The sequence below is a fragment of the Cupriavidus necator A5-1 genome, assembly GCF_000744095.1.
Classification (GTDB): domain Bacteria; phylum Pseudomonadota; class Gammaproteobacteria; order Burkholderiales; family Burkholderiaceae; genus Cupriavidus; species Cupriavidus necator_A.
This window is the reverse complement of the sequence record NZ_JQLI01000001.1, coordinates 1,949,246-1,975,126: the sequence shown is the minus strand read 5'-3', so window position 1 is coordinate 1,975,126 and position 25,881 is coordinate 1,949,246. Positions and strand designations below refer to the sequence as shown.

The following is a 25,881-nucleotide window of genomic DNA, read 5'->3' as shown; positions in this document are numbered from 1 at the left end:
TCACACCTTGCGGAACAGCGGGCTGCGGGTCTGCTGCGCATCCGCCGCCGAGATGAACTTCTCGTGGTAGATGTCGCGCTCGAACAGCCGGCCCTGCATCAGCGCCGTGATGCAGGCGTCGATCATCGCGGGCGGTCCGCACAGGTAAGCCTGGTGGCCCGAGAAGTCGTTGTCGAAGTGCGCCCTGGCGACGTCGTGGACGAAGCCCTGCGCGACCTCGCCGTCCCCCGCCCCCTCCGACAGCGCCGGCACGTAGGTGAAGTTGGGATAGCGCTGGCTCAGCGCGCGGAACTCGTCGTGGTAGTACAGCTCCTTCGCATTGCGCTGGCCATAGACCAGCGTGATCGGCGCGGTAACGCCGCCCTCAAGCAGGTCGCAGATCATGGAGCGCGGGCTCGACAGCCCCGAGCCGCCCGCCATGAAGATCATCGGCAGCCCGGCCGAGCGGCGCACGAAGAAGCGGCCATAGGGCCCGGACAAGCGCACGCGGTCGCCCGCGGCGAGCTGTTCGTGCAGGTAGCCGGTGCCGAGCCCCCCCGGCACCTGCCTCACGTTCAGCTCGATCTCGCCGGTCGCGGCAACCTCCGCCGGCGCGTTGGCGATCGAGAAGGCGCGGGTCTGGCCCAGGCCCGGGATCTCGAACTGGACGTACTGGCCCGCCTGGAAACGCATCGGCTCGGACAGTCGCACGCGGATGGCCTTGATGGTCGGGGTGAGCTGGTCGATACGCGTCACCTCGGCCTCGAAATCCCGCACCGGGATGATCTCGCCATCCGGGTCCTCGTCGACATCGGCCTCGATGGTGGTGTCGGCCTGCAGCGTCGCACAGCAGGCCAGCACCTTGCCCTCCTCGCGCTCGAAATCCATCAGCGCGAACGGGTTGGCCTCGCCCAGGTCGGCCTCGCCGTCGAGGACCGAGACCTTGCAGGTCCCGCACAGGCCGTGGCAACAGGCATGCGGGATATAGATGCCCTGGCGCAGCGCCGCATCGAGGATGGTCTGCCCTTCCTCGACCTCGATCGTCGCGCCGAGCGGCTCGATGGTAAGTTGGTGGCTCATGATGGATACCTCGTCATTCCTGGAGCACCGGACCGGCGCTCAGATCGATGCCCCGCCGATGCCGTCCAGCCCCGGCGTGCGGAAACTGATCAGGTCCTTGTGCCCCAGCCCGTTCTCGCCGAGGCTCTTCGACGTGTCCGGCGTCCAGGGTTGACCGGAGCGAAACCACTCCACGCGATCCCATTCGATCCGGGCGAAGTCCGGGTGATAGCCGTAGACGGGCGGCAGGATCTGTTCGGCGAGCGCGCTGAACGGGGTGTCAGGCGGCAGCGGCAGGCAGAACGGCGCCGGGAACATCAGGTGGTGTTCCCAGTTCACGTACAGCAAGGGCGCCGGGAACTTCTCCACCGTGTCCATCAGCGGGAAGTCGTAGGGCTTGAGCGCATTGACGGTCATGGCTGTCTCCTGCCGGTCATTTGCTGGTGGCCTGGCCGCGCCACGCCGCGAAGTTCTTCTGGTCTTCCGAGCCTTCGAAGTCCATCGTGTCCCGGGGCTCCACCTCGTAGTAGTCGAGCACCGCAGCCAGCGGATCGAAGCCTTCCGCGGTCGGATCCACGCCCGGCTTGAAGCAGTTGCCCTGGTAGATCTGGTGCACCGGCAGCCACGCCTGCACGTACTTCTCCGGCTCGTGGTCGAAGATCTCCTTGCAGTGGTCGCTGCAGAAGTGGAACTTGTTGCCGAAGTAGTTCGATTCGCGCGCGCAGAGCCTGGTGGGGTCGCCCGGTTCGGTGAACAGCATCGGGATCTGGCAGGTCTGGCACAGCATCGGCAGCGTCTTTATGTAGAACCGGTTGCCGGCCTTGGCCTGCTCGTCCCAGTGCTCCAGTCGCGGACGGTAGTGCTGGTCGAACGTATCCGGATACTTGGCGGACAGCCACGCCATCTCGTCCTGCTGCGGCACCCAGGTGTGAAGCGGGGCGGCCGCGTTGAAGCCGTAGAAGGTCGCCCAGGCCTGGTGGCTGATGTGATCCTTGCCTTCGCAGGCGTCCTGCCAGCCCTTGGGCTCGCGGATGCCGTAGCGGGCCAGGTCCTTGAACAGCGCGCCGCCGTTCTGCTCGGCATACATCTCCCACGACTCGCGCCAGCTCATCACGCGCTTGGGCTGCATGTAGTCCATCATCATCGCGACCAGCGTCAGCAGCCGGTAGCCGCGCCAGAACCACTTGTCGATCCAGCGCTGCACGATGGGCACGTTGTCGGGATCCTGTTCCAGCAGGAACTTGATGCACTCGATGCCAAGCGTCATGTGGCGGGATTCGTCGGACTGGGCCGAGAAACCGAAGGTGACCGTCGACATATCGCCGTTGTAGGCGGCGCCCGACATGAACGGCACAAACAGCAGGTTGGTCAGCACATACTCGAACGAGAAGCTGACCGCGGTCAGGAACTCGAACGGGCCGGCCGAGTAGGCGTCCTCGAAGAAGGACTTCGGCACCGACAGGTACCAGACGCGGTCGAACCAGTGGTTGGAGTGATGCAGGCCGTTGAAGAACTTGTTGTAGGTGGAGAGCGCGTGGGTCTCGGTCTGGTAGTGGCGCAGCTCGTCGATCGACTGCATCTGGCAGGCCACGCGCGCGCCCTCGCCGGTAAAGTGGCGGCCGACGTGGGCGAAGCCGCGATGCGCCAGGTATTCCAGCGGGGTCACGCCCTGCACGAACAGCTTCAGCGCATTGATGTAGCGCGCGTCGGTCACGCCGAGGAAGGCGTTGTTCTGCGTGAAGGCGTCGATCACCGCGTAGAGCTTCTTCTCCTTCTCGCCCTGGTACTTCCAGTACGCGTCCATGGTCAGGCGGAACGGGTCGACCCACTTGTCCCAGTCGTGGATCTTGATGCCCTCGTAGCGGTCGTATGGGAAGACCTTGTCCATCGGCTGGTAGGTGGTGTCCCAGCCCAGGCCGCGCGTCATGGCGGCGTAGCGTTCCTTCAGGCCGAGCTTCTTCTTCAGCGTCGGGGTTTCCATGTTCGTGTCTCCTTCTTTATTGGGGGCAGGTGCGGCGTTGCGCAGGGCGTTCAGTGCTTCCAGCTCAGCGTGAAGGCGTCGTCGTCTTCTTCGATATGGCCTGACAGCGTGATCAGGTTGACCTGGATCTGCTGCAGGTCGAAGCGCGTGCCGGTCAGTTCCTCGATGGTCTGGCGGCGGATGGTCAGGTGGCCCGGCGCGTCGATCTTGACCATCCCGGGGGACTCGACCAGCACCGCATCCGGGTTGTCGGCGAGGATGGCCTCGACCACCGGACGGGACTCCTCGTTGGCCTGGAAGGCGATGAATACATTGGACATGTGATTTCCTTCAGAGCGATTGAGGGGAGCGATCAAAGCGCGATGCCGAGTTTCGAGACCCGGGCCTGGAACTGCTCGCGCACCGCGTCGAGCGCTTCGGGCGCATGGAGCTGGAAGGCCTGCCCAGCCACCGGCAGCAGCGCGGCGAACGCGCGCCCGGCCCAGTCACGGGTCCAGCGCGCCAGCAGTGCCTTGTTGTCTTCGGACTCGGCCGCCATGGTCTTCACCACGGCATCGACCCAGCGCTTGGACTCGTCGTGCCACTCGGGCATGAAGGCCGTCAGCATCGCGATCGCGGAGCCGCCGCCCAGCGCGATCCGTTCGTCGACGAAGCGGTCGTAAATGAGCGGGTACAGCAGGCCGTCGAGCGCCAGGTTCTGGGCGACGAACAGCTCGACGGGGTCGTCGACGACGAAGGTGTCCTCGACGTAGTGGCGCAGCGGCTGCCATGCCGGGTGTTCGAGCCAGGCGTGCCGCCCTGCGTCGAGCACCTCCGGGCCGGCCACGGCCAGCGCCAGGCGCGTCAGGTATTGCGCGACGCCGAGGTTGTCCATCGCGTGGAACATCGCCGCCGCGGTGAAGGCGGTGCCGTAGCCCAGTGCGCAAACCTGCGCGTTGTTCATGTTCGCGCCCCATGCGGCATGGCGCAGCGGCACGAGCACGTCGAGCGCGTGCTTTGCCACGTCCGGCGGCATCCGGTCGATCATCCGGCGCGACTCGACGAACTCGAAGTTCGATTCCATCGTGTCCTGCTGGCGCGCGCGGGCCGTGGCCCAGGAGGCGTAATAGTACTGGCGCGGGTCCCTCAGCACGTACCAGCTCGCCATGCGGATCGCCGAGCGCGAGGCATCGAAGATCTGGTGCGCTGGGTCCCAGGTCGGGCGGTAGTGGAAGTTGGTCTCCGACTGCGCGCCCATCATGCCTTCCTGGTAGCGCGAGGCCGTCTTGTCGCCACCGATATGCCGCGCCACGTGCGCGTAGGTCTGCCGTAGCGGCTTGATGTCGACGGTTTTCAGCTCGATTGTCACGGGTTGCTCCTGAGGGTCGCGGGGTCGCTGTTGAAGTCGGTGCCTGGGCTACCCAGCCGGACGACGTTCTGCGTGATGCAGAACGCGTCGAATGCGTCGGTGGGCAGGGTCAGTTCGACGAACATCTCCGGCCCGCCGACCGCGAACTCGAACTCGACGAATCCGCGCGGGTTGAGGCCGGTGACCCGGACGAACTTGCGGCCAGGGTCGAATGCCGGGTTGGCTGGGGTCTGCTGGGTCATGGTCAATGTCGCCTCCGTGCCCCTTTCATTGCAGCGGCCGTGCCAGCCGTGCCCGCTTCTGGCCCGGAATCTCGATAATTCAGGGAAAACACTGAGCCAAAGTTGGCCGAACACCCGCAGAATGCTGGTTAACCAGAACGCGCGCCTCTGTCGCACCGCTCTTAGGCAGATGCTTCAAACCCTTGATGCAGAGCGGTTTTTGATGATTTCAACAACGCCACCAGCACCGGTTTGATGAAATGGTGAAACGGACGAGCGCAGCGGCCTGAGCGCGACCCCTACGCGGCAAAACATAAAAATCTCGATGGAGACAGCATGACGCAGCCCCGCCTGCCCCTGCCTTCAGACGCCGACCTGCGGCGGCTGATCCACTTCTCCGCCGCCGACGGCCGTATCTGGCTGGCCGGCCAGCGCATGGTGCTGCTTCACGCCGCTGCCCTCGGCACGCTGAGGCAGGAACTGATGGAGAGCTTGGGGCCGGCGCAGACGCGGCGGCTGTTCACGCGCGTGGGCTTCGCCTCGGGCGAGCGCGATGCGGCCCTCGCCCGCGAGATCCGGAGCGGCGGGTCATTGCAAGACATGTTCAACGTCGGCCCGCAGCTGCACATGCTGGAAGGCTCGGTGCAGGTCACGCCGGTCCGCTTCGAGGCGGACCCGGCTACCGGCGACTTTTACGGCGAGTACCGCTGGGAACATTCATGGGAGGCCGAGGCGCACAAGCGCGTGTTCGGCCCGCAGGAAGAGCCGGTGTGCTGGATGCTGATCGGCTACGCCACCGGCTACACCAGCGCCTTCATGGGCCGCACCATCCTGTTCAAGGAGACCGCCTGCGCCGGCATGCATAACGGCCACTGCATGATCGTGGGCAAGCCGGCGGAGGAATGGCCGGACGCGGAGGAGATGTCGTCGTGGTTCAAGGCCAGCTCGCTGCTCAGCACGATCCGCGAACTGCAGACCGAGGTCGAATCGCTGCGCCTGGAGATCGCCCCCGACGCCGACCGCACCCGGCTGGTCGGCCGGTCCAATGCCATCCGCGAGGCCTACACCTTGCTGGAGACCGCGGCCCCCACGCGCGTCACCGTGCTGCTGACCGGCGAGACCGGCGTCGGCAAGGAGCGTTTTGCGCGCGCGCTGCACAGCCTGAGCCCGCGCGCCGACAAGGCGTTCGTCGCCGTCAACTGCGCCGCGATCCCGCATGCACTGATCGAGTCCGAGCTGTTCGGCGCCGAGAAAGGCGCCTTCACCGGCTCGCAGAGCGCGCGCCCGGGCCGGTTCGAACGCGCCCACGGCGGCACCTTGTTCCTCGACGAGATCGGCGAACTGCCGCTCGACGTACAGGCCAAGCTGCTGCGGGTCTTGCAGGAGGGAGAAGTGGAACGGCTCGGCGCCACGCAGAGCCGCAAGGTGGATGTGCGGCTCGTTGCCGCCACCAATCGGGATCTCGAGCAGGCCGTCAAGGAAGGCCGCTTTCGCGCGGATCTCTACTACCGGCTCAATGTCTACCCGGTGCTGATCCCTCCGCTGCGCGAGCGTGAGGAAGACATCGAGCCGCTCGCGCAGACCATGCTGGGACGCTTTGCGTCGGTACACGGCAAGCCGGTGCCGACGCTTACCGACTACGCCTGCGAGTCGCTGCGCCGGTATCAATGGCCGGGCAACGTGCGCGAACTGGAAAACCTGATCGAACGGGCGGTCATCCTCGCACGGCCCAATCGCGCCATCGATGCAAAAGACCTGTTCCCCGGCCTGAGCCTGCCGGAAGGCGCCACAGTCGACCATGCCGGGCAGATCCAGCAAGGGACGGCCGTGAAGGTCGACTGCCATTCGCTGCTCGACCAGCTGCAAGAATGCAGCGGCGGATTGGAAGGACTGGAACGGGCGCTGCTGCACGAAGCGGTCGAGCGCTCGAATGGCAACCTCTCGGCTGCCGCCCGGCTGCTGGGCCTGACCCGCGCGCAGCTCAGCTATCGACTCAATCGCAAACAGGACCAGGAGGGCGCCTGAGATGAACACTGTCCTGCCATCCCCTGCCTGCGTCGTCCCGCCGCCGGACGGGACTGCGGACGCCCTGCCCGACGAGCCCGCCGCCGGCCCGCACGCCCGCACGCTGGGCGAGCACGCCTATCACCAGTTGCGGCAGCACATCATCGAGGGACACTATCCGCCGGGCACGAAGCTGCGCGTCGAGCATCTGAAGGATGTCTACGGCGTGGGCGCCGGCACGCTGCGCGAGGCGCTGACGCGGCTGGTGAGCGATGCGCTGGTCATCGCCGAAGGGCAGCGCGGATTCCGGGTCACGCCGATGTCGGTGGCCGACCTGGAGGCGATCACGCGGCTGCGCATCCATATCGAGGTCGATGCCTTGCGCGAGTCCGTGCGGTGCGGCGATGCGGCGTGGGAGCAGCGGGTCAGGGAGAGTTTCGAAGCGCTGTCCGCGTGGGAGCAGCCGATATCCGTCGAGCACCGTACCGCGTGGGAAGCCTGCAACCGCCGCTTCCATGAGGCCCTGATCTCGGCCGCGGCGTCGCCCTGGACCTACCTGATCCTGCGCATGCTGTCGCAGCAGGGCGAACGCTATCGCCGCGTCTGCATCGGCCTGGACAGCACGCATCGCGACGTGCATGCGGAACACCAGTGCATCTTCGACGCGGCGATGCGCCGCGCCGATGCCCGCGCGGCGCTCGCGCTGGAAGACCACATCAGCACGACGCTCACCATCGTCAGGAACGCGCCGGCCGGGACACTGCCGTTCTGCTGAGGCCGTTCAGGTCGCCCCCAACCGGTCTCGCGTCCGCCTGGCCACGTCCTTCGCCCAGGGAAACCGCGCCCAGTAGTTCTCGGCGAACTGCTCGATCTCCCCGCGCTGTTTCAGCGAGAGCCCGATCATGTCCAGTCCCTCGAGGAACATGCGGCGATGGCGCGCCGACAGCTCGAACGGATACTCTCCCGCAGGCGTGCGCACCCGCATCGCCTCGACATCGATGCGGATGGCGTTGTCGCTGTTCGCGTCCACATCGTTCATCAACTGCTCGATCACATCGCGCGGCAGCATCACCAGCAGCAGCCGGTTGTTCATCGCGTTCGAGTAGAAGATTTCGCCGAAGCTCGGGGCAATGACGGCACGGATGCCGAACTGCTGCAGCCCCCACACCGCGTGCTCCCGGCTCGATCCGCAGCCGAAGTTTGCGCCGCCGACCAGGATGCTGGTGCCCGCGTACTCTGGCCGGTTCAGCACGAAGTCCGGGCGCAACGCCCCGGTCGCATCGAAGCGGTGGTCATAGAGAATGCCCTGGGCCAGCCCGGACTTGTCGATCCCGCGCAGGAACTGCTTGGGGATGATCTGGTCGGTATCGAGGTTCTCGAAGCGGATCGCGGCGGCCTTGCCGGTGATGCAGGTGTTGTCAGACATGGGAGATCTCCAGCTTGCGGACGTCGGTGATGGCGCCGGTGACCGCCGCGGCGGCAGCCATGGCCGGGCTCATCAGGTGCGTGATGGCGCCGCGCCCTTGCCTGCCCTCGAAATTGCGGTTGGTGGTGGAAGCACAGCGCACGCCGTCGGCGAGTACGTCGTCGTTCATGGCCAGACACATCGAGCAGCCCGGCTGCCGCCATTCGAAGCCGGCGGCGGTCAGGATATCGGCCAGGCCTTCGCGTTCGGCCTGCGCCTTGACCGCGCCCGACCCCGGCACCACCATGGCCCTGACCCCTGCCGCCACCTTCCTGCCGCGCACCACGCTGGCCACCGCGCGCAGATCCTCGATGCGCCCGTTGGTACATGAGCCGATAAAGACGTGCTGGATCGCCGTGCCTTCCACCGCCGCGCCCGGCTGCAGGTGCGTGTAGGCCAGCGCCCGCTCGACCGAGCGCTGCTCCGCCTCGTCGATCTGGTCTTCCGGGAACGGAATGCGTCCGGAAACCGGCAGCGCCTGGTCCGGGCTGGTTCCCCAGGTCACGTACGGCTCGATATCGCTGGCATCGAACACAAACTCCATGTCGAAGCGGGCGTCCGGATCGCTTTGCAGCGTTTCCCAGTAGCGCAGCGCAGCGTCGCGCTGCGGACCGTCGATGTCGACCGCACGGCGCAGCACATAGTCGATGGCCACCGCATCCGGCGCGATCAGCGCGCCGCGCGCCGCGGCTTCCACGGTCATATTGCACAGCGTAAAGCGTGCCTCGACGCTCAGGTCGCGAATGGCCGATCCGCAATACTCGACGACATAGCCGCGCGCGCCCTGTGCGCCGATCGCACCGATGATCTTCAGGATCAGGTCCTTGGCGGTCGTGCCGACCGGGAGCTTGCCGTCCACGCGGATGCGCATGGTCTTTGCCATTCGGTAGACCAGCGTCTGCGTCGCCAGCACATGCTCGACCTCCGAGGTACCGATGCCGAAGCCCAGCGCGCCGAGCGCACCGTAGGTCGTGGTATGGCTGTCGCCGCAAATCACCACCATGCCCGGCCGGATCATGCCGTGCTCGGGCGCGATCACGTGCTCGATGCCTTGCAGCGTGTCGTTGGTGTCGAACAGCGGAATCGCGTGCCGGTTGCAGTTGTCGCGCAGGTTGGTGGCCTGCAGCGCCGAGGCCGGATCCGCGATCACGCGGATCGCGGTCGGGTGCGTCGGGATGATATGGCTGACGACGGAGACGTTCTGTCCCGGGACCAGCACACCGCGGCCTTGCTCATGCAGCCCGGCAAAGGCCTGCGGGCTGGTGTACTCGTTCATCAGGTGCAAGTCGCAGTACAACAGCACGTTGTCGTCATCGATCCTGGCAACCGTGTGGGAGTCGACCAGCTTCTGGTATAGGGTCTTCTGGGTCATTGCTACAGCCTTGTCTACAGTCATTCCGCGGTGATGCCGCGCTGCTTGATCAGTCTGGCCCACATGGGCATTTCTTTTTCCAGGCGCTGGCGCGCGGCCTCGGGCGTGGTCGGCGTCGGCTCGAAGCCTTCCTTGAGCATCCGGTCCTTGTTCGCCTGCGTTGCCAGCGCGGTGTTCAGGGCGGCGTTCAGCTTGTCGATCACGGGCTTGGGCGTGCCGGCCGGCGCAAACACCATGAACCACGTCTCGAAGGTGTAGTCGGGCAGTCCCGCCTCAGCCGCGGTCGGGACATCCGGCAGCAGCGGCGTGCGCTTCGAACCGGTCACGGCGAGCGCCCTGAGCTTGCCGCCGGCTACGTGCTGCTGGGCGGCCGACACCACCGGGAAGCTCATGTCGACCTGGCCGGCAATGGTGTCGACCAGCGCCGGGCCGCCGCCGCGATACGGGATATGGACGATGGAGACGTTGGCGACGGACTTGAACAGCTCGGCGGACATATGGAAGGTGCTGCCATTGCCCGCCGAGCCATACGTCAGCTTGCCGGGCTTGGCCTTCGCCACCGAGATCAGTTCCTTCAGGTTCCTGGCGGGCACATTGTTGTTGACCACCAGCACATGCTGCGAGCTCGCGACCATGCCGATCGGGGACAGGTCCTTCAGCGTGTCGTACGGCATGCGCGGGAACAGGCCCGGGTTGATCGCCAGCGACACGGTCTGCAGGCCGATCGTGTAGCCATCGGCGGGCGCCTTGGCGACGGCATCGACGCCGATATTGCCGCCGGCGCCGGCACGGTTTTCCACGACGATAGTGCCGCCTAGGCTCTTCGACCAGGCCTCCGAGACCAGGCGTGCGGCGATATCGGCGCTGCCGCCGGGGGCATATGGCACGATCAGGCGGACCGGGCGTTGGGGATAGGACTGGGCAGAGGCGGTGCCGATGGTGGCGGCGCAAACCAGCAACGCGGTGAGGTGGGCAAGCTTCACGAAGGTCTCCTATGAGTATGAATCGTTATGGAAACCATCGTATCATTTACCCGAAGAAACATAATTCAGCCTGCGTTACTTCTTTAGTTCCCTCGATTCACCAATGGACAATTTCTCCGACCTCGCCTTCTTCCTGTGCATCAACAAGCACGGAACCCTTGCCGGCGCGGCGCAGGAACTCGGCGTCACGCCACCCGCGGTCAGCAAACGGCTTGCGGGTCTCGAGGCCCGCCTGGGCGTGCGGCTGCTGCACCGGACGACGCGCCGTATCAGCCTGACGCCGGAAGGAGAAAACTACCTGGTGGAAGGCGCACGCATCCTCGCGGAAATGGAAGCGCTCGAGCGCACCATCGCCGGCAGCAGCAGTACGCCGCACGGGCTGCTGAAGATCGGGGCAACGCTGGGGTTCGGGCGCAGGCATATCGCGCCGGCGCTGTCGGCGTTTTCACGCAAATTCCCCAAGATCGAGGTCCAGCTCTACCTGAGCGACCGTCCGCTGAACCTGGTCGAACAGGGCCTGGACGCCCTGATCCATTTCGGCGAGATGCCCGATGTGCGGCTGACCGCGCGGCTGCTGGCCAATAACCGCCGGCTGCTTTGCGCCGCGCCGTCTTACCTTGAAGCGGCCGGCGCGCCGTCAAGCCCGCGCGAGCTTGCGCGGCACAACTGCATCTTTATCCGCGAGGCCGACGAGACCTTTGGCACCTGGCATATGCGCAACGGCGCGCAGCAGGAAACCATCAAGGTCCGCGGCACCATGAGCACCAACGACGGGGAATCCGCGCTGGCGTGGGCGCTCGATGGGCAGGGATTGATCGTGCGCTCGGAGTGGGACGTCGCGGAGCATTTGCGCAGCGGCGCGTTGCGGCGGGTGTTGCCGCAATGGCAGTTTTCGCCGGCGGATATCTACCTGGTTTTTCCGGCGCGGAACAACCGGCCGGAGAAGGTTCGGGCGCTGGTGGATTTTCTGGTGGAACGGTTTGCCGATCGGCGTGGGTCGGGCGGCCTGGACGGCTATTGGTAGCGATTCGTTGCCGCGAGCGCCGAAAAGTTACTTTTCAAATGTCGTCCTTGTCCGTGATTACCCGCAATTTGCGGGTTTCCCCTTGTCCGAAAGGCTTGGCGAAACGCGACTGGCACGGTACTTTCGCGGTCGCAACAAAATACATCAACGTCGCCTGTGCACGGGGGACAGCGGCGACAAGCTTCACTAAATATGATCAGAGAATTACGCATCCGCACTGCAGCCACGGAAGACCTGGCAGCAGTCGCCAAGGTGCTTGCGGAATGCGGGTTGGATTTCCACGATATTTCAGCCGACATTGACTCACTCCATGTCGCCGTCCTGAATGGCCAGATCGTGGGGTGCGCAGGCGCCGAGAAATACGACGACATCGCCGTCGTCCGATCCGTCGCCGTGCTGCGGGAGTACCGCCAGCAAGGTGTCGCGACACACCTGGTAAACGCTGTCCTGATGCGCGCACGCACCCTGGGAATCCGTCGCGCGGTACTGGCGACCAGCAACTGCCCGAGCTACTTCGCCCGATACGGATTCAGCCTGATCTCGGCGGAAACCCTGCCGGACGCGGTGCGGGCTTCGCATACGCTGAAGATTGCCGGCATTCCGCCAGGGTTGTGCATGCATTGCGAACTGAGGTAAGGCAAACGCTTGACCTCTGACGCGGTTCAGCGCCCCATGCGGCGGTTGTAGCTACGTGAAATGCGCGCCATCAAGGCCGGATCATTTGCAGCCATGCTGTCGAATTCCACCCGCACGTAGCCGTCTGCCTGCTGGTGAACACCGGCCATCACCGTGCGGCTATCCAGACTGCCGACGACCACGCCAGTGACCGGGTCCTCGACGCTGATCGCCAGGCCCTGGTCGCGCATTGCCGCGGCTGCCGCGGTGAAGGTGCGATCGAAGCTGGCCGGCCCCATGACGGTAAATGCGCCTGTGTCGGCCGGAGCCAATGTACATGCCGAAAGCGCCAGCATGGCGCCGCTGACTATTAGTGAGAGTCGCATGGTGATGACACCTTCCGTCAGCCCCGGACCGAAAATGTACGCGTTGCGATTCTTGATGAGTTTTCCACTCGCTGATCGCTAAGACACAAGATTAGGCGACATTGGCGAAGAGACACAGCTTGCCAGGTGTGCGCCAGCACGCTGTGGATGCCGAGCTCACCGGATCGGCTGCCCGATGGCAAGGAGGTTGCCCTCGCTGTCTCTGAACCAGGCACCTCTCTCGCCCACACCACCCTTGGACGGATAGTTTCCCTCGACCTCGGCGATCCCATTGACGGTCTTGAGGCCGGGAAGATCGTATTCTTCGAACGCGACTCCGCGCCGCCGTAGCTCATTAAGCGTGGCCTCAATGTCATCGACCTCCCAGGCCATTTGTGTGTGACTGCCAGAAGCCGAGCCAGCCGACTTGAAGAGCACGAAATAGCTGTTGCCGCACTTGTAGCGCAGGCCGCCGGGCCGTTCCTCGACCGGCTCCAGACCGAGCTTGCTCGAATAGAAGGATCTTGCTCGCGCGAGGTCTTGCGCCGGAATCCTGGTCGCGACGTCACTGTTCTGAAGCATGGGACACCCTCCTGGGTTAATGGTGGCCGCGCGGCCCAAGGCTTCAACCTAGTCGATCGTCGCGGGTTACCCCAACCCGGTCACGATACTTGCAAAAATTTACAAATGGCCCAGCAGATGACCGAGCTGCGTTGGGGGTGCCGGGAATAGCAGATCACATCGCGCCTACATCTAGCCTGACGTTCGCATCGTATTGCGCCATTTCCATACTTTCGTTGCGAAAAAAATATGCAAATCGTTGCAATAGGGTTAGATCGAATATGTTACTGAATGTAAATCGCGTAACTTGAATGCACGTTGTTCCGCTGGCATTGTGATGCAGTGTTGGTGGCTTTGAGTGGTGGGGGAAGTCATGCAGTATTCGAGCCGATCCGCGTGCAATCTGGGCCGTGCGCATCTGTCCGGCCGCACCGGCCGCGCCAGCCGCAACGGCAAAACCGGCGCTTCCCGCAGCCAGTCAATCCGGCATCGAAGACACCTGAGTCGCGCGCAGCACTTCCCAGTGCGCCAGCGCCACCTTCCCACTGACGGACCCGCGGCAGAAGCCTGCCGCCCGCCCGCCCACCTTGCGCGAAGTCGGCTTTGCCGCTGACGAGCGCGCCCATCATCGCGCAGCGCCGGCACAGGGGCACTGATTTCTGCCCGGTTTGCCGGTTCCGGCCTCAAAACAACGCACCATCCCCAATTCAAAAGGCGGGAATTTCAATGGCGCTCTATGCTCTGCGGGAACTCACGCTGCAGTCCCTCGAACCGCTCGGGGCGATGATCGAGGCAGGCTATCGTGCAGTCAATTTCTGGGGCGAGTCGGTGGCCTGGCTTCCGGGGCTCCGCGAGGCCGACGCCGCATTCGAGTTGTTCACCCGGCTTACCAAGGCCTATGGAAAACCTCGCTTTGCGATCGATGAAGTCATCGTCCGCGGGCAACCGGTGGCCGTTACCGAGACAGCGGTCATCGACGAGCCCTTCTGCCGGCTGCTGCATTTCAGGAAAGACATGCCCTGCCCTGGCCCCCGGGTTCTGCTCGTGGCTCCGCTCTCGGGCCACTACGCCACCCTCCTGCGCCCGACGGTCGAAGCATTGCTGCCCGAGCATGATGTCTACATCACCGACTGGGCGGATGCGCGCCTGGTCCCGCTTGACGCCGGGTGCTTCGATCTTGGCGGCTATGTCGATTACCTGAAAAAGTTCTTGCGATACCTCGGCGCCGGCACGCATATCTTGGCGGTTTGTCAGCCGGGGGTCCCGGTGCTCTGTGCGATCGCCCAGATGGCAGAAGACAGCGAGCAGTCGCAGCCCCGCTCCATGACCATCATCGCCGCGCCGATCGACACCCGCGTAAGCCCGACGGCGGTCAACCAGTTCGCGCAAAAATATTCGCTGCCATGGTTCGAGTCAAACGTCATCGAACGGGTACCCACCGGCTACCCGGGAAAAGGACGCCAGGTTTATCCGGGCTTCCTTCAGCTTGCAGGCTTCGTCTCGATGAACGTCGCACGCCACGCCGGTGCGCACCTTGATTTTTACCGTCACCTGGTCGATGGCAGGCAGAACGAGGCTGCCAGGCATCGCAAGTTCTATGACGAGTACAACGCCGTGCTCGACGTGCCGGCCGAGTACTACCTGGAAACCATCCAGAAGGTTTTCCTGGAGCATCACCTGTGCCGCGGCTGCATGGAAGTCGGCCAGCGCCGCGTCTACCCCGAGGCCATTACGAACGTTTCACTGCTGACCATCGAAGGCAGCGAAGATGACATCACCGGCCGCGGCCAGACCGAAGCGGCGCACGCGCTCTGCGCAGGCCTTGCCGCCGACCGGAAAGAACACCTGGTTGTTGACGGCGTGGGCCACTACGGGACTTTCGCCGGCCAGGGATTCCAGCAATCCATCCTGCCTGCCATTACGCAGTTCATTCAACGGTGCGGTGATTGAGCGCGGCTGCGAGCGGGAACGGCCGAGAGGGGGGTCGGCAGGGGTCGACCGCAGCCCGCTCCTGGCAGGCGACAATCCGCAGTCGAAAGACGTCATTCATCCACGCTGCCCGGGTCTATGCGTCGAGGCTGCTCCAGTGGCGGTTCATTTCGTATCACCAGTTCCATGAACCCTGAATTCAGGTCGTACTCCCGGGAGAAACGATGTTCGGGAAGAAGCGCCAGCAATATCTCCGCGGTTGTACGGACCGTGCACCCGCGTGCCACATGACCACCGAACACTCGACCGCGCGGGTCGGCAACCGACAAGTGCAGGTGCGCTCCATCAGATGATAGGGATCCGGCGAGCGTCAGGATTTCCAGATTGTCACGCAGCTCGGTAGGATCCTCGTCCCCGGCAAATCGCAATTTGGCAACGCTGAGGCTCCCGATGCCCTGGATTACGAAGGCCGCACGCAACGTGAACTGACGCAGCACGTCTTCGAGTGCGACACGCAGATCGTCGCCGGGAGAGAGGCGCAGAGGATGGGCTTGCATCGCGCTCCAGGTTGGGGGCTCCGTGACAGGTTAAGCCGCATTGAGATCGATCGCCATTGAGCGCCAGCTCTCGCGCATAACAGGCGTTGAAGGAAAGGCCGAACCGTCTCAATCAGCGGACCTCGTTCACCGACCCCGAAATGGAGCGTCACGAGCGTTCTCTGATCTCATGTTGGCAGACAAAGTGTCAATCAAGGGGCAAGCAGCCTCATTGCCATTGGCGTGGCATTGCCCAATGAGATTCTTCAGTTCCGCGCGCAATCGTCGCAAATCCTTCAATCTCTCCTCCACAAGGCTGAGCTTTTGCTCGGCCAGTGCGCGGGCTGTGCTGCACGTGCTGCCATCGTTCTGTCGCAGCAGTACTCCGACTTCATCCAGGGTGAACCCGAGCGACTGGGCCTGGCGAATGAAATGAAGCCGCTGCAAGCTCTGTTGCGAATACTGGCGAATGGTGCCATAGGCACGCTCTGGCACCGGCAGCAGCCCGCACCGATGGTAGTAGCGTACCGTCTCCACGCCAACACCAGCCGCCTTGGCCAGCTTCCCGATTGTTAGTGTGTGCTCCATCGCTTGACTCCGTACCTTGGTACGCACCTAGGCTAGGCCTAAACCGCACATAAGGGAAGGGCGAATTGCATTTCGATGGGCAACGCCGGGGATCAGCTCGCCAGGCTCGGTGACCGTCTACTGCCCCTCGGCCGTGAGGCAAAGAGAAATGATGAGCGCCGTCAAGCTGCAGTCAATCATCACCTGCCCCAAGTGCGCACATGCAAAAGAAGAAACCATGCCCGTTGATGCCTGCCAGTGGTGCTATGAGTGCGAGCGCTGCCACGCGGTGCTAAAGCCCAAGGCCGGTGATTGCTGCGTCTTCTGCTCGTATGGCACCGAAAGGTGCCCGCCCATGCAGCAGCAGCAGTCTTGCTCGTGCTGTTCGCCGACGGCTGGCACTCCTCGCTGAATCGCATCACTCACGCAGGCCATTGCTGTTCCAGGCCAGAATTCGACGGGCGCGACAGTACGCGATGCCCGCTATATGTCGCGGAAAATTTAGAGAGGGGTCATCATGCAATCGCGGATCATTCGCGTTCGGCCCGCAGAACATGGTTGGGAATTGGAGTTCGGCGGCCTGGATATAAAGGCCCAGAGATTTCCGACCATGGAAGCGGCAATCGCTGCGGGTTGGGACGTGGCCAGGCGAGAGAACGCCGAATTGCACATACATCGTCACGACGGGGATGTGCACTTGCGCAACGCGTGCGGCGACAAGCAACAGGAGCCGCAGCAGTGACGCCGGCCAATCGTCGACTTACCCGAAAGCCGTTGTCAGCGTAGCCCTGACGACCCAGCCGGGAAACTCACCTCGCCTGCCAGCTCCCCCACGCCCATCGCCGCAATCACTGCGCCCAAGGTACGCATCCCCTGCTGAATCTGCTCGGTCGTCAGACTGGCATAGCCCAGCACCAACCCCGCCGGCCGAGACTGGCTGTGCGACTGAGGCCCGGCAAACAACGGCGATACCGGGTAGACGCCCACGTCCTTGCTGCGGGCAGCGGCCACCAGCCTTGGCTCGTCCTGGGACCGCAGGGACGGCAACCACAGCACCACATGCAACCCGGCCGCCGTACCGCTGACCTCGGCGTCCCCAGGCAGCTGGCGCGTAATGCCATCCAGCAAGGCCGCACGGCGGCGCTCGTTCTCCCGACGCATGCGCCGGACATGGCGCTCGTAGGCGCCACTATCGATCAGCGACGCCAGCACACGCTGCTCCAGCACGGGCGCATGGCGGTCAGCCAGCCGCTTGGCCTGCCGGAACACCGGCACCAGCTCAGGCGGCAGCACCAGATAGCCGAGCCGCAGTTGCGGGGACAGCGCCTTGGAGAAGGTGCCGATGTAGATCACGCGCCCGTCGGTGTCGATCGACTGCAGCGTGTCGATCGGGCGCTGGCCGTAACGGAACTCGCCGTCGTAGTCGTCCTCGATGATCCAGGCATCATGGCGCCGGGCCCATTGCAGCAGGTCCAGCCGCCGGCCGATCGGCAGCACGCCCCCCAGTGGGAACTGGTGCGATGGCGTTACATACGCCAGGCGGACACGATCGCCCTGGGGAAGGCTGGCGGTATCCAGGCCATGCCCGTCCACTGGCGTGGCCAAGCACCTGGCGCCGGTCGCCTCGAAGCAGCGCCTCGCCATCAGGTAACCCGGGTCTTCAAAGACAAAGGCGTCACCGGCATCCAGCAGCATCCGTGCGCACAGGTCGATGGCCTGCTGCGAGCCATGCACCACCACGATCTGCTCGGCCTCGCAGGCAAGCCCCCGGGCACGTCGCAAATATCCCTGGAGGGCGCGTCGCAGCGACGCGTCACCTTCGGGCGGGGCGTAGTACAGGCTGTTTTGCTGACGCAGCAGTTCGGCCTGGTAGGCACGCCGCCAGGCCAGGGTTGGAAAGTCCCGCGAAGCCACCGCGCCATACAGGAAGTCGAAGCGAACCGGTTCGGCCTGAGGCAGTCCCGGCATGCCGATTCCCGCCACGCGGCGCCCGAACTCGGACAGAGTTAAGGCAGATTTGGCACGCCGGCCTGACGCCACCCCGGTGGGTGCCGGCGCCACCAAGGGGCTGGCGATCCGGGCCACCCGCCCCATGGACGTGACGAGGAAGCCCTCGGCCGCGAGTTGTTCGTAGGTGGCGGTGACGGTGGTACGCGATACCCCCAGCTCGGACGCCAGGGCGCGCGTGGACGGCGCCCGCGCTCCCGGAGGCAGCGTGCCGTCTGCGATCTGGGCGCGCAGCAGGTCGTAGATGCGGCGCCCCGCCCCCGTGGCTCCGGGACGGTTACCGGTCGGCTGGCGAGACTGGTTCATAAAGAATCTTCAAAACTGGACCTTCTGATTGTGCCAGTTGTGGGCGAGAGTATCGAGAATTCCATCGCCTCCGATTCGGCCACCATGTACATCCCTGCCCACTTTGCTGAAAACCGCCCCGAGGAACTCGCCCGCATCATCCGCGAGCACCCGCTGGGGATGCTGGTCACACAAGGAAGCGCCGGACTGGATGCCGACCACATTCCGTTCGAGTTCGATGCCGGCGAGGGAACGCACGGCGTACTCACAGCCCACGTGGCCCGTGCCAACCCGCTCTGGCAGCGTTGCCCCACGGGCACGCCGGTCATGGTCGTGTTTCGCGGCGCCGAGGCCTACATCTCGCCCAACTGGTACCCGAGCAAGCATGAGGCGCACCGCCAGGTGCCGACCTGGAACTACGAGGTGGTACACGCGCATGGCACGCTCACCGTGCATGACGACGAGCGCTTCGTTCGCCGCCTCGTCGCGCGCCTGACACGGCGACACGAGGCGGCTGAACCCAGGCCCTGGAAGATGGGGGACTCCGCGCCCGAGTACATCGACAGCATGCTGCGCAACATCGTGGGCATCGAGATCGCCATCGCTTCGCTGGTGGGCAAGGTAAAGCTCAGCCAGAACAGGGAGCCGCGTGATCGCCTCAGTGCTGCCAACACCCTGGAGGCGCGGGGGTATGGCGAACTGGCGCAGTCCATGCGCAAAGCCGGATGAACAAGCGGCCATTCAGACCCATACATGATTGGCCCGGTCCGGGCTCAGCAAGGCTCCACCATTAAAGAACTACCCACACCATGTCATTCATCCCCTTCCTGATCGCTGCCGTCGTTCTTGCCATCACCCCAGGCCCGGGCGTCGCCTATGTCGTTGCCCGAACGGTGGCTGGCGGCCGATCGGAGGGCCTGGCTTCATGCTTCGGCACCGGCCTCGGAGGCATGCTCCATGTGCTCGCGGGAACCTTGGGCCTGTCGCTGATCATTGCCCAGTCCGCCATGGCGTTCAACCTGCTCAAGTACCTTGGTGCGGCCTATCTGGTGTACCTGGGAATTCGCATGTTGATGCGCAAGGAACAGCCGGTCACGGTTGATGCCGTGCCGTCTCAAGGCGCGCGCCGCGCCCTGGTCGAGGGCATCGTGGTCGAGGTCTTGAATGTCAAGACCGCACTATTCTTTCTGGCGTTCCTGCCGCAGTTTGTCTCGCCAGGCGAACCCCTCGTACCGCAGCTAGTGCTGCTGGGCAGCATCTGCGTCGCGCTCAACACGCTGGTGGACGTTTTTGCAGTGCTTGCCGCTCATCGTTGGCTCAAGTCTGGCGCCGCCCGCGCAGTACGCGCCCGATTGATGACCCGTGTGTCGGGGGTCACGATGCTGGGCTTGGGCGCGTTCCTGGCGCTGGCTCGGCGCGAGGCATAGCGTTCCTCCGCGGCCTACGCCGGCGGTTCCTCGCCAGACTGCTCCCGCACGATGTACTCGGCGTACCAGTCCGGCCAATTCTCATCGTGCTTGCCGCCGTTGCGCTTCTCGTGCTCGCCATGCGCAACCGCCGCACGCCGGAGCGCGGCCGCGAGATCAGTCGACGAGGTGAATGTCGTGTCCGCATTCACGCGTCCGGGCAAGCGCGCGGTGACCTCCTGCAACAGCCAGCTGTTGCCGTCCGGGTCGCTGAACGTTGCGTACGAGGAGTAGGTCTGCCGCTGCGGATGCGGGCCATCCTGAGGGGGTTCACCGACGGCACGGTGGAATACTTCGCTCATGTCGACACCGCGCTCGACGAGCTCGGCGCGAGCTGCCTCGATGTCGGACACGACGAGATAGAGTCCTTGTACCGAGCCCGGCTCGGCGGACGTGATTCCCGTGCCGAAGTGGATCGAACACGGCGAGCCCGGAGGCGTGAACTGCAGGATCCGAAACGCGTCGCCCTTAGGGAAGTCGGCGTCGAGCTTCCAGCCGAGGTCGCCGTAGAAGCGCTTGGCGCGATCCACGTCCGAAACGGGGATGACGACAACTTCGAGCTTCATGTCGTTGGTGGCATTAGTGTTCACGATAGACCTCCGTTCAGAGGGATGGGATTGGACGGATGCATCCAACGTCCTCGTGGCCGGCCGCGATGCCTGGCTTCCATGGCTGATGCCTCGTGGAAGTGAGCGAGGTGGCCCTCGCGCGCATTGACCGCGTCAGTGAGAGTGGCCGTGATCGGAACTATAGGAGATCGTCGATGGTCAATCTCGCCTCCAATACGAACGAGAAGCGCACACGATGTGGGGGATGCCACCGGTGCGGCGGACCATGAGAGACCCGCCCGTCACCTCACCCCGAAGCACGCAGCACAGGTTCTCGCCGATGACGTCCACTAGCCTATCGCTGGACCAGCGGCATACAACTGCTCCGGATTCGTGCCAGGTCCGCTTCCGGGGTGAACCCGGAAGCGGACCTGGCCCCGGAACCTTGCGCGTGAAGTCGTCGAAGCCCCATTACACGCCGACCGTCGGCGCCCCGTTCGGAATGGCCGGGCCGGGGAAGACGGGCGGATGATAGATGAAAGGCGGCAGGTTCCGCAGCAGCCACTGCACGCGCACCGGCACAAAGCTGGCGTCGGGATGGGTCAGGATCAGTGGCTCGGCGTCCAGGTAGCCCATCCCACCGAGGACGGCGGCGCGCGCGGCCTGGTCGAGTTTGCGCAGCTGTGGGAGGTCGCGGATGGTCAGTTTGGTCATGTTGGTCTCCTCGCAAGTTGGTGATGAGCGGTGCGATATCGCTCACGCCCGATACGCATGTGCCATGCCACGCTGTGCCGCAGGCCAGGGTGTAAAAGCCGTCCCATAAAGGACGAAAACTGATGGGGAATTTCCGACACTCCTGACGGTGGTTCGTGTGCGGCGAACAGTGCGCGCCCAGCGCAACGCCGCTATGGACGGCGGGCATGCAGATATGTGCGGCGCCTTGCATGGTTGCGGGGGCGTTGCGCGGGAGCCCCCGCGTCGACGTGGCAGTGACGTGCTGGCGGGGCATCCCGTGCTAGGATGAATGCCCGCCCAGCAGCCGCCCCATCGGCCATGACAACCCTCTACACGACCCTCGGCGTGCAACCGGACGCCACCCTGGACGAGATCAAGCGCGCCTACCGCCGCGCCGCCATGAAATGGCACCCCGACCGCAACCTTGGCCGCGAGGTGGAGGCGCACGCGGCATTCCAGGAAATTCGCGACGCCTACACCATTCTTTCAGACGCCGGGCAGCGCCAGATCTACGACGAGGTGTTTGAGCGGGAGATGCAGCGCTGGCACGCGGAGCGCGAGGCGCAGGAAGAACAGGAGCGCGCGGCGCAACGCGAGCGCCAGCGCCTCGCGCAGGAACACTACGAGAAGATGGTCGCGATCGCTATGCAGTTTGCCGACGATGGCCACAACCGCGACGTCCTCTTCGGCGTGCTGCTCGGCCGGGACTGCGACGCGGAACTGGCGGCACGCATCGCGGACAGCGTATGGGCCCTGCAGGAGTCGCGGCGCGCAAATGCGCCGGCCGCGGACGCGCCTGACACCGAGGCTGCCCCGACGTCCGCCGGGGCGGCGGCGTCAAACCCCGACGAGGTGGCGCGGCCCAGGCGGCACACCGGCGCCTTCGATTCGTTCTGGCACGGCTTGTTCGGCATCCGCACGTAGCGGGGGTCGCTGCCGAACAATCCGAGCCTGTGCCTGGCAGCATTCAGGTGGCGTGCGCCGGGTTGTTTCCCAGAGGCGTATGGGCGTCGCTTTCAATTCGCAGCCGCGGCAGGTACTGCGGGAACTCGCGCTGCATGAAGTCGATCAGCCCCTCGCGCACCACGCAGCGCAGGTCCCACGCCTGGCCAGAGGAGGCCGCGGTGCACAGTACGCGTATCTGCATCGTCCGCTCCGTGGCGTCGGTGACCACCAGATTGAAGAACCGCTGGTCCCACTCAGGCGCTGCGCGCACGATGCGCTCCAGTTCCTTGCGCAGCGGTGCCAGTGGCATGCCATAGTCCACGTGGAAGAACACCGATCCCATGAGCTGCGCGTTGTTGCGGGTCCAGTTCTGGAACGGCTTCTCAATGAAATACTGGAGCGGGATAATGAGACGACGCTCGTCCCATATCCGGAGCACAACGTACGTGCCGGTAATCTCCTCCACGCGGCCCCACTCGCCTTCGACGATGAGTACGTCATCGAGCCGGATTGGCTGAGTCAGGGCGAGTTGCAGTCCGGCGATCATGTTGCTGAACACCGGCTTGGCGGCAAAGCCGGCGATCAGACCGACCACGCCTGCCGAGGCCAGCAAGCTGGCGCCAACTTGCCGCGCGCCTGGAAAGGTCATGAGCAGCATTGCCGCACCCATCACCACGACCAGCGTCATCGCAATGCGCGAGAGCACGCGTGTTTGGGTGTGGATGCGCCGTGCCCCCACATTGTCCTCCACATCCACCGGGTGCCGGTCCAATACCCCTTGCGCAAAGCCGGCGATGATGCGCGCCGCAAGCCAGGTGGTCGCGACAATCATCAGCAGCCCGTTGAGATGCCGCACGCTGCCGATCCAGTGCAGATCGTCTGGCGCAGCCTGCCAGACGGTCTGCAACGCCAGCAGGGGCAAGACTGCCTTCGAGGGGGCGCGCGCTTTTATCACGATGGCACGCAGCACCGGCGCGGTCCGGGTCATACGCAACAGCAGCAGACCGCCAAGGCGATGCGCGATCAGCGCGACGACGACAGCGATCAGGGCCGCGGTCCATGTGCCGAACCAAGGGTGAGCGAGGAGGTTTGCAGCATTCATGCGTCGTCCTGTTTCATTGCGGGTTGCGCGGCCGTGGCACGTCGCTGATGCCAGCCCTGCCTACCCGGCCTGCTTGCGGAACGCCCAGCGCCCGGCCAGCACCGTGAAACTGGCCACTAGCGCCACCAGTACCCAGAATCCGTGCGGGTGATCGGCCAGCGGGATCCCGCCCACATTCATGCCGAAAAAGCCGGCCACGATGTTGATCGGGAGCGCCAGTACCGTCACCAGCGTCAGGGTAAACAACGTGCGGTTGGTTTGCTCGTTGAGCTTGGCGGCGATTTCCTCTTGCAGCAGTTTGATGCGTTCGACCAACGCGGCCAGGTCGTTGAGTACGAGCGAGAATTCCTCGGTCGATTCACGCAGCTCCTGCAAGTCCGTTTCCTGCAGCCAGGCCGGCGGCCGGTTCAGTAGCCGGAACAGCGCGCCAGGCTCGGGCGCCAGCAGCCGTTGCAGCCGCACCAGCCCGCGCCGCATCGCACCCAGGTCGGCGCGGTTACCGTGCAGGCGCTGCGACAACAACTGGTCCTCGATCTGGTCGACGCTCACACCGGTCTCGCGCACGATCTGCACCAGCACGTCGGCCTGGTCGCGCAACAGGTGCACCACGAGGTCCAGCGGCGAGCGGAAAGCCTCGCCGCGCCGCACCGCCGCCCGCAGCCGGTCCACGGATCGCAGCGGTCGGGCGCGGGCCGTCACCAGCAGGCGGTGATCGGCGTGGGCCCACAACGTGGAGACGTCCGTCGACGTGACGCCGAAGTTGTAGATAACGTCGTTGACGACGGCCAGCAGGGCGACGTCCTGGCGCTCGATCCGCGTCGAGCGCGAGCCCTGCCGCAGCGCCTCGAAGTATTCGTCCGGCAGGCCAAGATGCGCCTTCATCCAGCGTTCGCATGCGCTGTGCGACAGGTTGAAGTGCAGCCACAGGAAGGGGCGATGGTGCGCGGCGTCCGGCGGTTGCGACGGCATCTGCTGCAGCCACGCCGCCGCGGCATGGGAATCGATCTCGCGCACCGGCCCGCCGGGCGCGAACAGGAACCCGCTGACCAGACCGACCGGGTCCGACCCGTAGCCGGCCTCGACAATGCCCGCTTGCATGCAAACTCCCTCCACATCCAATGTGCCTGGGTGCGACGTTAGCACGGCGCGATGACAGTCGAGGATCGGCTGTCGCGACACTCCCGCCGTCTGCGGTGGCGCTTGCGGGGATCCCCGCAAGCGCTATGGGATCCAGCCGGGCAGCTCCGATGCCTGCCGGATCCAGCTCGTCACCAGTTCCTCATCGAGCTTGTCGTCTTCGTGGATGTGGACGTAGCGCGTGTTCTTGTCCTTGGACTCGACCGGGGGGACCGGACGCAGCGACGCGCCGCGGAAGAAAGCCACCTTGATGTACTTCGTGAAGCAATGGATGCTGAGAAACCAGCCCTGGCCCTCGATACCATAGAAAGGCGAGTTCCACCTCACGGCCTTGCAGACGTTGGGCACGTTGCGCACGATGAGCGCGTCGAGGCGGCGCCCCGCGTCGCGCTTCCAGCCCGGCATGGCAGCAATGTAGGCCTGCACGGGGGCATCCCCGTCCGCTCTCGCAATCTGAGGGTTGCCGCCCGCGAGGAGGGTCGGCTTCGCGGCGCCCTGCTTAGCGGCGGCCCTCTTTGCGGCCTCCGGCCGCTTCATGGATGTTTTGTTGGTCATTGCCTTCACTCCCTGGTGCCAACCGAAAACGGTTCGCACGATTGGCGACGAAGGTGATGCAAGTCATGGACGCAGACAGATACGTCTACAAACCCTGGACGTAGGCATGCAAGCCCGAAGCCAGCGCGGCAAACGTCACCGCACATCGGGCACTCCCGCGCAAATCCTCGTGCATGGCTACCCAGGTATCCATCGTCACAGAGAACTGATTATGCAGGACCCTGACCAGTCGCTTGTCCCGCGCCGCCAGCGCCGACTGGCACACGCCAATGCCGAACCCCGCCCGGATTGCCCCCAGCTGCGCCAGATCACTGTCAGAGCGAAATGCCAGGTTGTCTCGCGGGAACGCTTTGAATGTTTCCAGCAAGCGGCGGATAAACTCATTCTCCTGATCGAAGCCGATGACCGCAAAACCGGACAGCGCCTCCAGCGATTCCGGCACGCCATGGGATGCCAGATAGCTTTCATGGGCATGCAGGCCCAGTTCGATCCCGCCCACACGCTTGGCCACCAGCGCTTCCTGCTCCGGCCGGAACATTCGTACTGCAATATCCGCCTCGCGACGCAGCAGGTCGTCCACCCGATTCGACAGGACCAGCTCGATATTCAATTCTGGATGCGCATTGCGCAGTGCCGCGAGTAACGGCGGCAGCACTTCGACGCCGATGACTTCGCTCGCCGACAACCGGACCGTGCCGCGCACGCCCGAGCCGTGGCTGCTGGCGACCCGCCGCATTGCCGCTGCCGTCGCAGCAATGCCGGTGGCATAGGGCCTCAGCTCGTGCGCAGCGTCAGTCGGCGCGAAGCCGTCGAAAGAGCGGGTGAACAGCTTCAGCCCCAAGGCGGCCTCAAGGCTGTCGATGTGCCGGCCGACAGTCGGCTGCGTCAGGCCCATCGCACGCCCGGCGGCGGACAGCGAGCCGGTTTCCAGCACATGAAGAAAGGTCCGGTACCACTCCCAGTTCGGTTCGCTCTTGAGCATGCTATACAATTTTCTTTAGCGGCCAGCCGATTATAGGCAATTTCCTTTTGACACCGGAGTTCGCAAACTGAGCTCATTCGCAACGCCCGTGCAAACTCAAAAGGAGAATC

Annotated in this window: 30 protein-coding genes; 10 read left to right on the top strand and 20 right to left on the bottom strand. The window is 64.7% G+C overall.

The genetic code is table 11. The features are described 5' to 3' along the window. The 6 genes from K307_RS08735 to K307_RS08710 are packed head-to-tail and all read right to left on the bottom strand — an operon-like array spanning nt 1 to nt 4,609. The gene (locus K307_RS08735; RefSeq protein WP_042877604.1) at nt 1–1,059 is read right to left on the bottom strand and encodes an NADH:ubiquinone reductase (Na(+)-transporting) subunit F; all 1,059 of its coding nucleotides are present in this window, start codon (nt 1,057–1,059) and stop codon (nt 1–3) included. Between the two features lie 39 nt (nt 1,060–1,098). Then, entirely contained in the window at nt 1,099–1,455 is a 357-nt protein-coding gene (locus K307_RS08730; RefSeq protein WP_042877603.1) for a phenol hydroxylase subunit P4, read from the bottom strand. Nucleotides 1,456–1,471: 16 nt separating this feature from the next. Then, nucleotides 1,472–3,019 carry an aromatic/alkene/methane monooxygenase hydroxylase/oxygenase subunit alpha gene (locus tag K307_RS08725; RefSeq protein ID WP_042877602.1) on the bottom strand — a complete coding sequence of 516 codons (1,548 nt, stop codon included), beginning with the start codon at nt 3,017–3,019 and terminating at the stop codon, nt 1,472–1,474. Nucleotides 3,020–3,069: 50 nt separating this feature from the next. Continuing rightward, nucleotides 3,070–3,339: an MmoB/DmpM family protein gene (locus K307_RS08720; RefSeq protein ID WP_042877601.1), complete on the bottom strand. Its 270-nt coding sequence runs from the start codon at nt 3,337–3,339 to the stop codon at nt 3,070–3,072. 32 nt (nt 3,340–3,371) lie between these two features. Further along, on the bottom strand, nt 3,372–4,367 hold the full coding sequence (locus K307_RS08715; protein WP_042877600.1) for an aromatic/alkene monooxygenase hydroxylase subunit beta: 996 nt from the start codon (nt 4,365–4,367) through the stop codon (nt 3,372–3,374). Then, a complete protein-coding gene (locus tag K307_RS08710) occupies nt 4,364–4,609 on the bottom strand; it encodes a phenol hydroxylase subunit (RefSeq protein ID WP_042877599.1) in 246 nt (81 codons plus the stop codon). The genes K307_RS08715 and K307_RS08710 overlap by 4 nt, the downstream gene beginning before the upstream one ends. A gap of 315 nt (nt 4,610–4,924) precedes the next feature. Between K307_RS08710 and K307_RS08705 the strand changes: the two genes are divergently transcribed. Together K307_RS08705 and K307_RS08700 are read left to right on the top strand one after the other, a co-directional pair. Next, nucleotides 4,925–6,613, top strand: coding sequence for a sigma-54-dependent Fis family transcriptional regulator (locus K307_RS08705; protein WP_042877598.1), 1,689 nt, complete (start codon nt 4,925–4,927; stop codon nt 6,611–6,613). Between the two features lies 1 nt (nt 6,614). Beyond that, nucleotides 6,615–7,367 carry a GntR family transcriptional regulator gene (locus tag K307_RS08700; RefSeq protein ID WP_051974773.1) on the top strand — a complete coding sequence of 251 codons (753 nt, stop codon included), beginning with the start codon at nt 6,615–6,617 and terminating at the stop codon, nt 7,365–7,367. A 6-nt stretch (nt 7,368–7,373) separates the two neighbouring features. On the opposite strand, the gene leuD is transcribed toward K307_RS08700, so the two are convergent. The 3 genes from leuD to K307_RS08685 are packed head-to-tail and all read right to left on the bottom strand — an operon-like array spanning nt 7,374 to nt 10,412. Then, a complete protein-coding gene (gene leuD, locus K307_RS08695) occupies nt 7,374–8,018 on the bottom strand; it encodes a 3-isopropylmalate dehydratase small subunit (RefSeq protein ID WP_042877597.1) in 645 nt (214 codons plus the stop codon). After that, nucleotides 8,011–9,429, bottom strand: a complete 1,419-nt coding sequence (leuC, locus tag K307_RS08690; protein WP_042877596.1) for a 3-isopropylmalate dehydratase large subunit — start codon at nt 9,427–9,429, stop codon at nt 8,011–8,013. The genes leuD and leuC overlap by 8 nt, the downstream gene beginning before the upstream one ends. Nucleotides 9,430–9,449: 20 nt before the next feature. Further along, nucleotides 9,450–10,412 carry a tripartite tricarboxylate transporter substrate binding protein gene (locus K307_RS08685; protein ID WP_042877595.1) on the bottom strand — a complete coding sequence of 321 codons (963 nt, stop codon included), beginning with the start codon at nt 10,410–10,412 and terminating at the stop codon, nt 9,450–9,452. Between the two features lie 103 nt (nt 10,413–10,515). On the opposite strand from K307_RS08685, the gene K307_RS08680 reads away from it, so the two are divergent. Continuing rightward, entirely contained in the window at nt 10,516–11,436 is a 921-nt protein-coding gene (locus K307_RS08680; protein ID WP_042877594.1) for a LysR family transcriptional regulator, read from the top strand. Nucleotides 11,437–11,628: 192 nt separating this feature from the next. Further along, the gene (locus K307_RS08675; RefSeq protein ID WP_042877593.1) at nt 11,629–12,072 is read left to right on the top strand and encodes a GNAT family N-acetyltransferase; all 444 of its coding nucleotides are present in this window, start codon (nt 11,629–11,631) and stop codon (nt 12,070–12,072) included. A gap of 26 nt (nt 12,073–12,098) precedes the next feature. Here the strand turns inward: K307_RS08675 and K307_RS08670 are convergent, their stop codons facing one another. Both K307_RS08670 and K307_RS08665 read right to left on the bottom strand, forming a co-directional pair. Next, complete coding sequence (locus K307_RS08670; protein ID WP_230625603.1) at nt 12,099–12,407, bottom strand: penicillin-binding protein; 309 nt, start codon at nt 12,405–12,407, stop codon at nt 12,099–12,101. Between the two features lie 186 nt (nt 12,408–12,593). Beyond that, complete coding sequence (locus tag K307_RS08665; protein WP_042877591.1) at nt 12,594–12,998, bottom strand: VOC family protein; 405 nt, start codon at nt 12,996–12,998, stop codon at nt 12,594–12,596. 705 nt (nt 12,999–13,703) lie between these two features. Here K307_RS08665 and K307_RS08660 point away from each other — a divergent pair. Further along, complete coding sequence (locus tag K307_RS08660) at nt 13,704–14,927, top strand: polyhydroxyalkanoate depolymerase (protein WP_042877590.1); 1,224 nt, start codon at nt 13,704–13,706, stop codon at nt 14,925–14,927. A 92-nt stretch (nt 14,928–15,019) separates the two neighbouring features. Here K307_RS08660 and K307_RS08655 read toward each other — a convergent pair whose 3' ends face one another. Together K307_RS08655 and K307_RS08650 are read right to left on the bottom strand one after the other, a co-directional pair. Beyond that, nucleotides 15,020–15,463 carry a PPC domain-containing DNA-binding protein gene (locus tag K307_RS08655; protein WP_042877589.1) on the bottom strand — a complete coding sequence of 148 codons (444 nt, stop codon included), beginning with the start codon at nt 15,461–15,463 and terminating at the stop codon, nt 15,020–15,022. 126 nt (nt 15,464–15,589) lie between these two features. Then, nucleotides 15,590–16,030 (bottom strand): MerR family transcriptional regulator, encoded by a 441-nt coding sequence (locus K307_RS08650; protein WP_042877588.1) that lies wholly within the window; start codon nt 16,028–16,030, stop codon nt 15,590–15,592. A 151-nt stretch (nt 16,031–16,181) separates the two neighbouring features. Here K307_RS08650 and K307_RS49330 point away from each other — a divergent pair, with 151 nt between their 5' ends. Both K307_RS49330 and K307_RS08645 read left to right on the top strand, forming a co-directional pair. After that, on the top strand, nt 16,182–16,421 hold the full coding sequence (locus K307_RS49330; protein ID WP_080745119.1) for a GDCCVxC domain-containing (seleno)protein: 240 nt from the start codon (nt 16,182–16,184) through the stop codon (nt 16,419–16,421). Nucleotides 16,422–16,526: 105 nt separating this feature from the next. Then, the gene (locus tag K307_RS08645; RefSeq protein ID WP_042877587.1) at nt 16,527–16,751 is read left to right on the top strand and encodes a DUF2188 domain-containing protein; all 225 of its coding nucleotides are present in this window, start codon (nt 16,527–16,529) and stop codon (nt 16,749–16,751) included. Nucleotides 16,752–16,786: 35 nt separating this feature from the next. Here K307_RS08645 and K307_RS08640 read toward each other — a convergent pair whose 3' ends face one another. Then, nucleotides 16,787–18,322: a PLP-dependent aminotransferase family protein gene (locus K307_RS08640; protein ID WP_051974772.1), complete on the bottom strand. Its 1,536-nt coding sequence runs from the start codon at nt 18,320–18,322 to the stop codon at nt 16,787–16,789. A gap of 84 nt (nt 18,323–18,406) precedes the next feature. Between K307_RS08640 and K307_RS08635 the strand changes: the two genes are divergently transcribed. Then, entirely contained in the window at nt 18,407–19,030 is a 624-nt protein-coding gene (locus tag K307_RS08635) for an FMN-binding negative transcriptional regulator (RefSeq protein WP_042881659.1), read from the top strand. 80 nt (nt 19,031–19,110) lie between these two features. Continuing rightward, complete coding sequence (locus K307_RS08630) at nt 19,111–19,728, top strand: LysE family translocator (RefSeq protein WP_042877586.1); 618 nt, start codon at nt 19,111–19,113, stop codon at nt 19,726–19,728. Nucleotides 19,729–19,742: 14 nt separating this feature from the next. Here the strand turns inward: K307_RS08630 and K307_RS08625 are convergent, their stop codons facing one another. Both K307_RS08625 and K307_RS08620 read right to left on the bottom strand, forming a co-directional pair. Continuing rightward, nucleotides 19,743–20,357: a VOC family protein gene (locus tag K307_RS08625; RefSeq protein ID WP_042877585.1), complete on the bottom strand. Its 615-nt coding sequence runs from the start codon at nt 20,355–20,357 to the stop codon at nt 19,743–19,745. A gap of 429 nt (nt 20,358–20,786) precedes the next feature. Then, nucleotides 20,787–21,029: a hypothetical protein gene (locus K307_RS08620; RefSeq protein WP_042877584.1), complete on the bottom strand. Its 243-nt coding sequence runs from the start codon at nt 21,027–21,029 to the stop codon at nt 20,787–20,789. A 339-nt stretch (nt 21,030–21,368) separates the two neighbouring features. Between K307_RS08620 and K307_RS08615 the strand changes: the two genes are divergently transcribed. Then, a complete protein-coding gene (locus K307_RS08615) occupies nt 21,369–21,974 on the top strand; it encodes a J domain-containing protein (RefSeq protein WP_080744964.1) in 606 nt (201 codons plus the stop codon). A 43-nt stretch (nt 21,975–22,017) separates the two neighbouring features. Here the strand turns inward: K307_RS08615 and K307_RS08610 are convergent, their stop codons facing one another. The 4 genes from K307_RS08610 to K307_RS08595 form a co-directional block, all read right to left on the bottom strand. Continuing rightward, nucleotides 22,018–23,097 carry a mechanosensitive ion channel family protein gene (locus K307_RS08610; RefSeq protein ID WP_042877582.1) on the bottom strand — a complete coding sequence of 360 codons (1,080 nt, stop codon included), beginning with the start codon at nt 23,095–23,097 and terminating at the stop codon, nt 22,018–22,020. A gap of 60 nt (nt 23,098–23,157) precedes the next feature. Continuing rightward, on the bottom strand, nt 23,158–24,195 hold the full coding sequence (locus K307_RS08605) for a transporter (RefSeq protein ID WP_042877581.1): 1,038 nt from the start codon (nt 24,193–24,195) through the stop codon (nt 23,158–23,160). Between the two features lie 123 nt (nt 24,196–24,318). Beyond that, a complete protein-coding gene (locus K307_RS08600) occupies nt 24,319–24,789 on the bottom strand; it encodes a DUF1801 domain-containing protein (protein WP_042877580.1) in 471 nt (156 codons plus the stop codon). 85 nt (nt 24,790–24,874) lie between these two features. Next, nucleotides 24,875–25,771, bottom strand: coding sequence for a LysR family transcriptional regulator (locus K307_RS08595; RefSeq protein WP_042881657.1), 897 nt, complete (start codon nt 25,769–25,771; stop codon nt 24,875–24,877). Between the last annotated feature and the right edge of the window lie 110 nt (nt 25,772–25,881).

Coding starts and splice junctions, on each gene's coding strand:
- K307_RS08710 (WP_042877599.1), bottom strand. CDS start 4,609: ATGACCCAGCAGACCCCAGCCAACCCGGCATTCGACCCTGGCCGCAAG.
- K307_RS08735 (WP_042877604.1), bottom strand. CDS start 1,059: ATGAGCCACCAACTTACCATCGAGCCGCTCGGCGCGACGATCGAGGTC.
- K307_RS49330 (WP_080745119.1), top strand. CDS start 16,182: ATGAGCGCCGTCAAGCTGCAGTCAATCATCACCTGCCCCAAGTGCGCA.
- K307_RS08720 (WP_042877601.1), bottom strand. CDS start 3,339: ATGTCCAATGTATTCATCGCCTTCCAGGCCAACGAGGAGTCCCGTCCG.
- K307_RS08660 (WP_042877590.1), top strand. CDS start 13,704: ATGGCGCTCTATGCTCTGCGGGAACTCACGCTGCAGTCCCTCGAACCG.
- leuD (WP_042877597.1), bottom strand. CDS start 8,018: ATGTCTGACAACACCTGCATCACCGGCAAGGCCGCCGCGATCCGCTTC.
- K307_RS08620 (WP_042877584.1), bottom strand. CDS start 21,029: ATGACCAAACTGACCATCCGCGACCTCCCACAGCTGCGCAAACTCGAC.
- K307_RS08615 (WP_080744964.1), top strand. CDS start 21,369: ATGACAACCCTCTACACGACCCTCGGCGTGCAACCGGACGCCACCCTG.
- K307_RS08705 (WP_042877598.1), top strand. CDS start 4,925: ATGACGCAGCCCCGCCTGCCCCTGCCTTCAGACGCCGACCTGCGGCGG.
- K307_RS08640 (WP_051974772.1), bottom strand. CDS start 18,322: ATGAACCAGTCTCGCCAGCCGACCGGTAACCGTCCCGGAGCCACGGGG.
- K307_RS08670 (WP_230625603.1), bottom strand. CDS start 12,407: ATGCTGGCGCTTTCGGCATGTACATTGGCTCCGGCCGACACAGGCGCA.
- K307_RS08650 (WP_042877588.1), bottom strand. CDS start 16,030: ATGGAGCACACACTAACAATCGGGAAGCTGGCCAAGGCGGCTGGTGTT.
- leuC (WP_042877596.1), bottom strand. CDS start 9,429: ATGACCCAGAAGACCCTATACCAGAAGCTGGTCGACTCCCACACGGTT.
- K307_RS08725 (WP_042877602.1), bottom strand. CDS start 3,019: ATGGAAACCCCGACGCTGAAGAAGAAGCTCGGCCTGAAGGAACGCTAC.
- K307_RS08630 (WP_042877586.1), top strand. CDS start 19,111: ATGTCATTCATCCCCTTCCTGATCGCTGCCGTCGTTCTTGCCATCACC.
- K307_RS08680 (WP_042877594.1), top strand. CDS start 10,516: ATGGACAATTTCTCCGACCTCGCCTTCTTCCTGTGCATCAACAAGCAC.
- K307_RS08645 (WP_042877587.1), top strand. CDS start 16,527: ATGCAATCGCGGATCATTCGCGTTCGGCCCGCAGAACATGGTTGGGAA.
- K307_RS08595 (WP_042881657.1), bottom strand. CDS start 25,771: ATGCTCAAGAGCGAACCGAACTGGGAGTGGTACCGGACCTTTCTTCAT.
- K307_RS08655 (WP_042877589.1), bottom strand. CDS start 15,463: ATGCAAGCCCATCCTCTGCGCCTCTCTCCCGGCGACGATCTGCGTGTC.
- K307_RS08700 (WP_051974773.1), top strand. CDS start 6,615: ATGAACACTGTCCTGCCATCCCCTGCCTGCGTCGTCCCGCCGCCGGAC.
- K307_RS08665 (WP_042877591.1), bottom strand. CDS start 12,998: ATGCTTCAGAACAGTGACGTCGCGACCAGGATTCCGGCGCAAGACCTC.
- K307_RS08730 (WP_042877603.1), bottom strand. CDS start 1,455: ATGACCGTCAATGCGCTCAAGCCCTACGACTTCCCGCTGATGGACACG.
- K307_RS08605 (WP_042877581.1), bottom strand. CDS start 24,195: ATGCAAGCGGGCATTGTCGAGGCCGGCTACGGGTCGGACCCGGTCGGT.
- K307_RS08675 (WP_042877593.1), top strand. CDS start 11,629: ATGATCAGAGAATTACGCATCCGCACTGCAGCCACGGAAGACCTGGCA.
- K307_RS08635 (WP_042881659.1), top strand. CDS start 18,407: ATGTACATCCCTGCCCACTTTGCTGAAAACCGCCCCGAGGAACTCGCC.
- K307_RS08610 (WP_042877582.1), bottom strand. CDS start 23,097: ATGAATGCTGCAAACCTCCTCGCTCACCCTTGGTTCGGCACATGGACC.
- K307_RS08600 (WP_042877580.1), bottom strand. CDS start 24,789: ATGACCAACAAAACATCCATGAAGCGGCCGGAGGCCGCAAAGAGGGCC.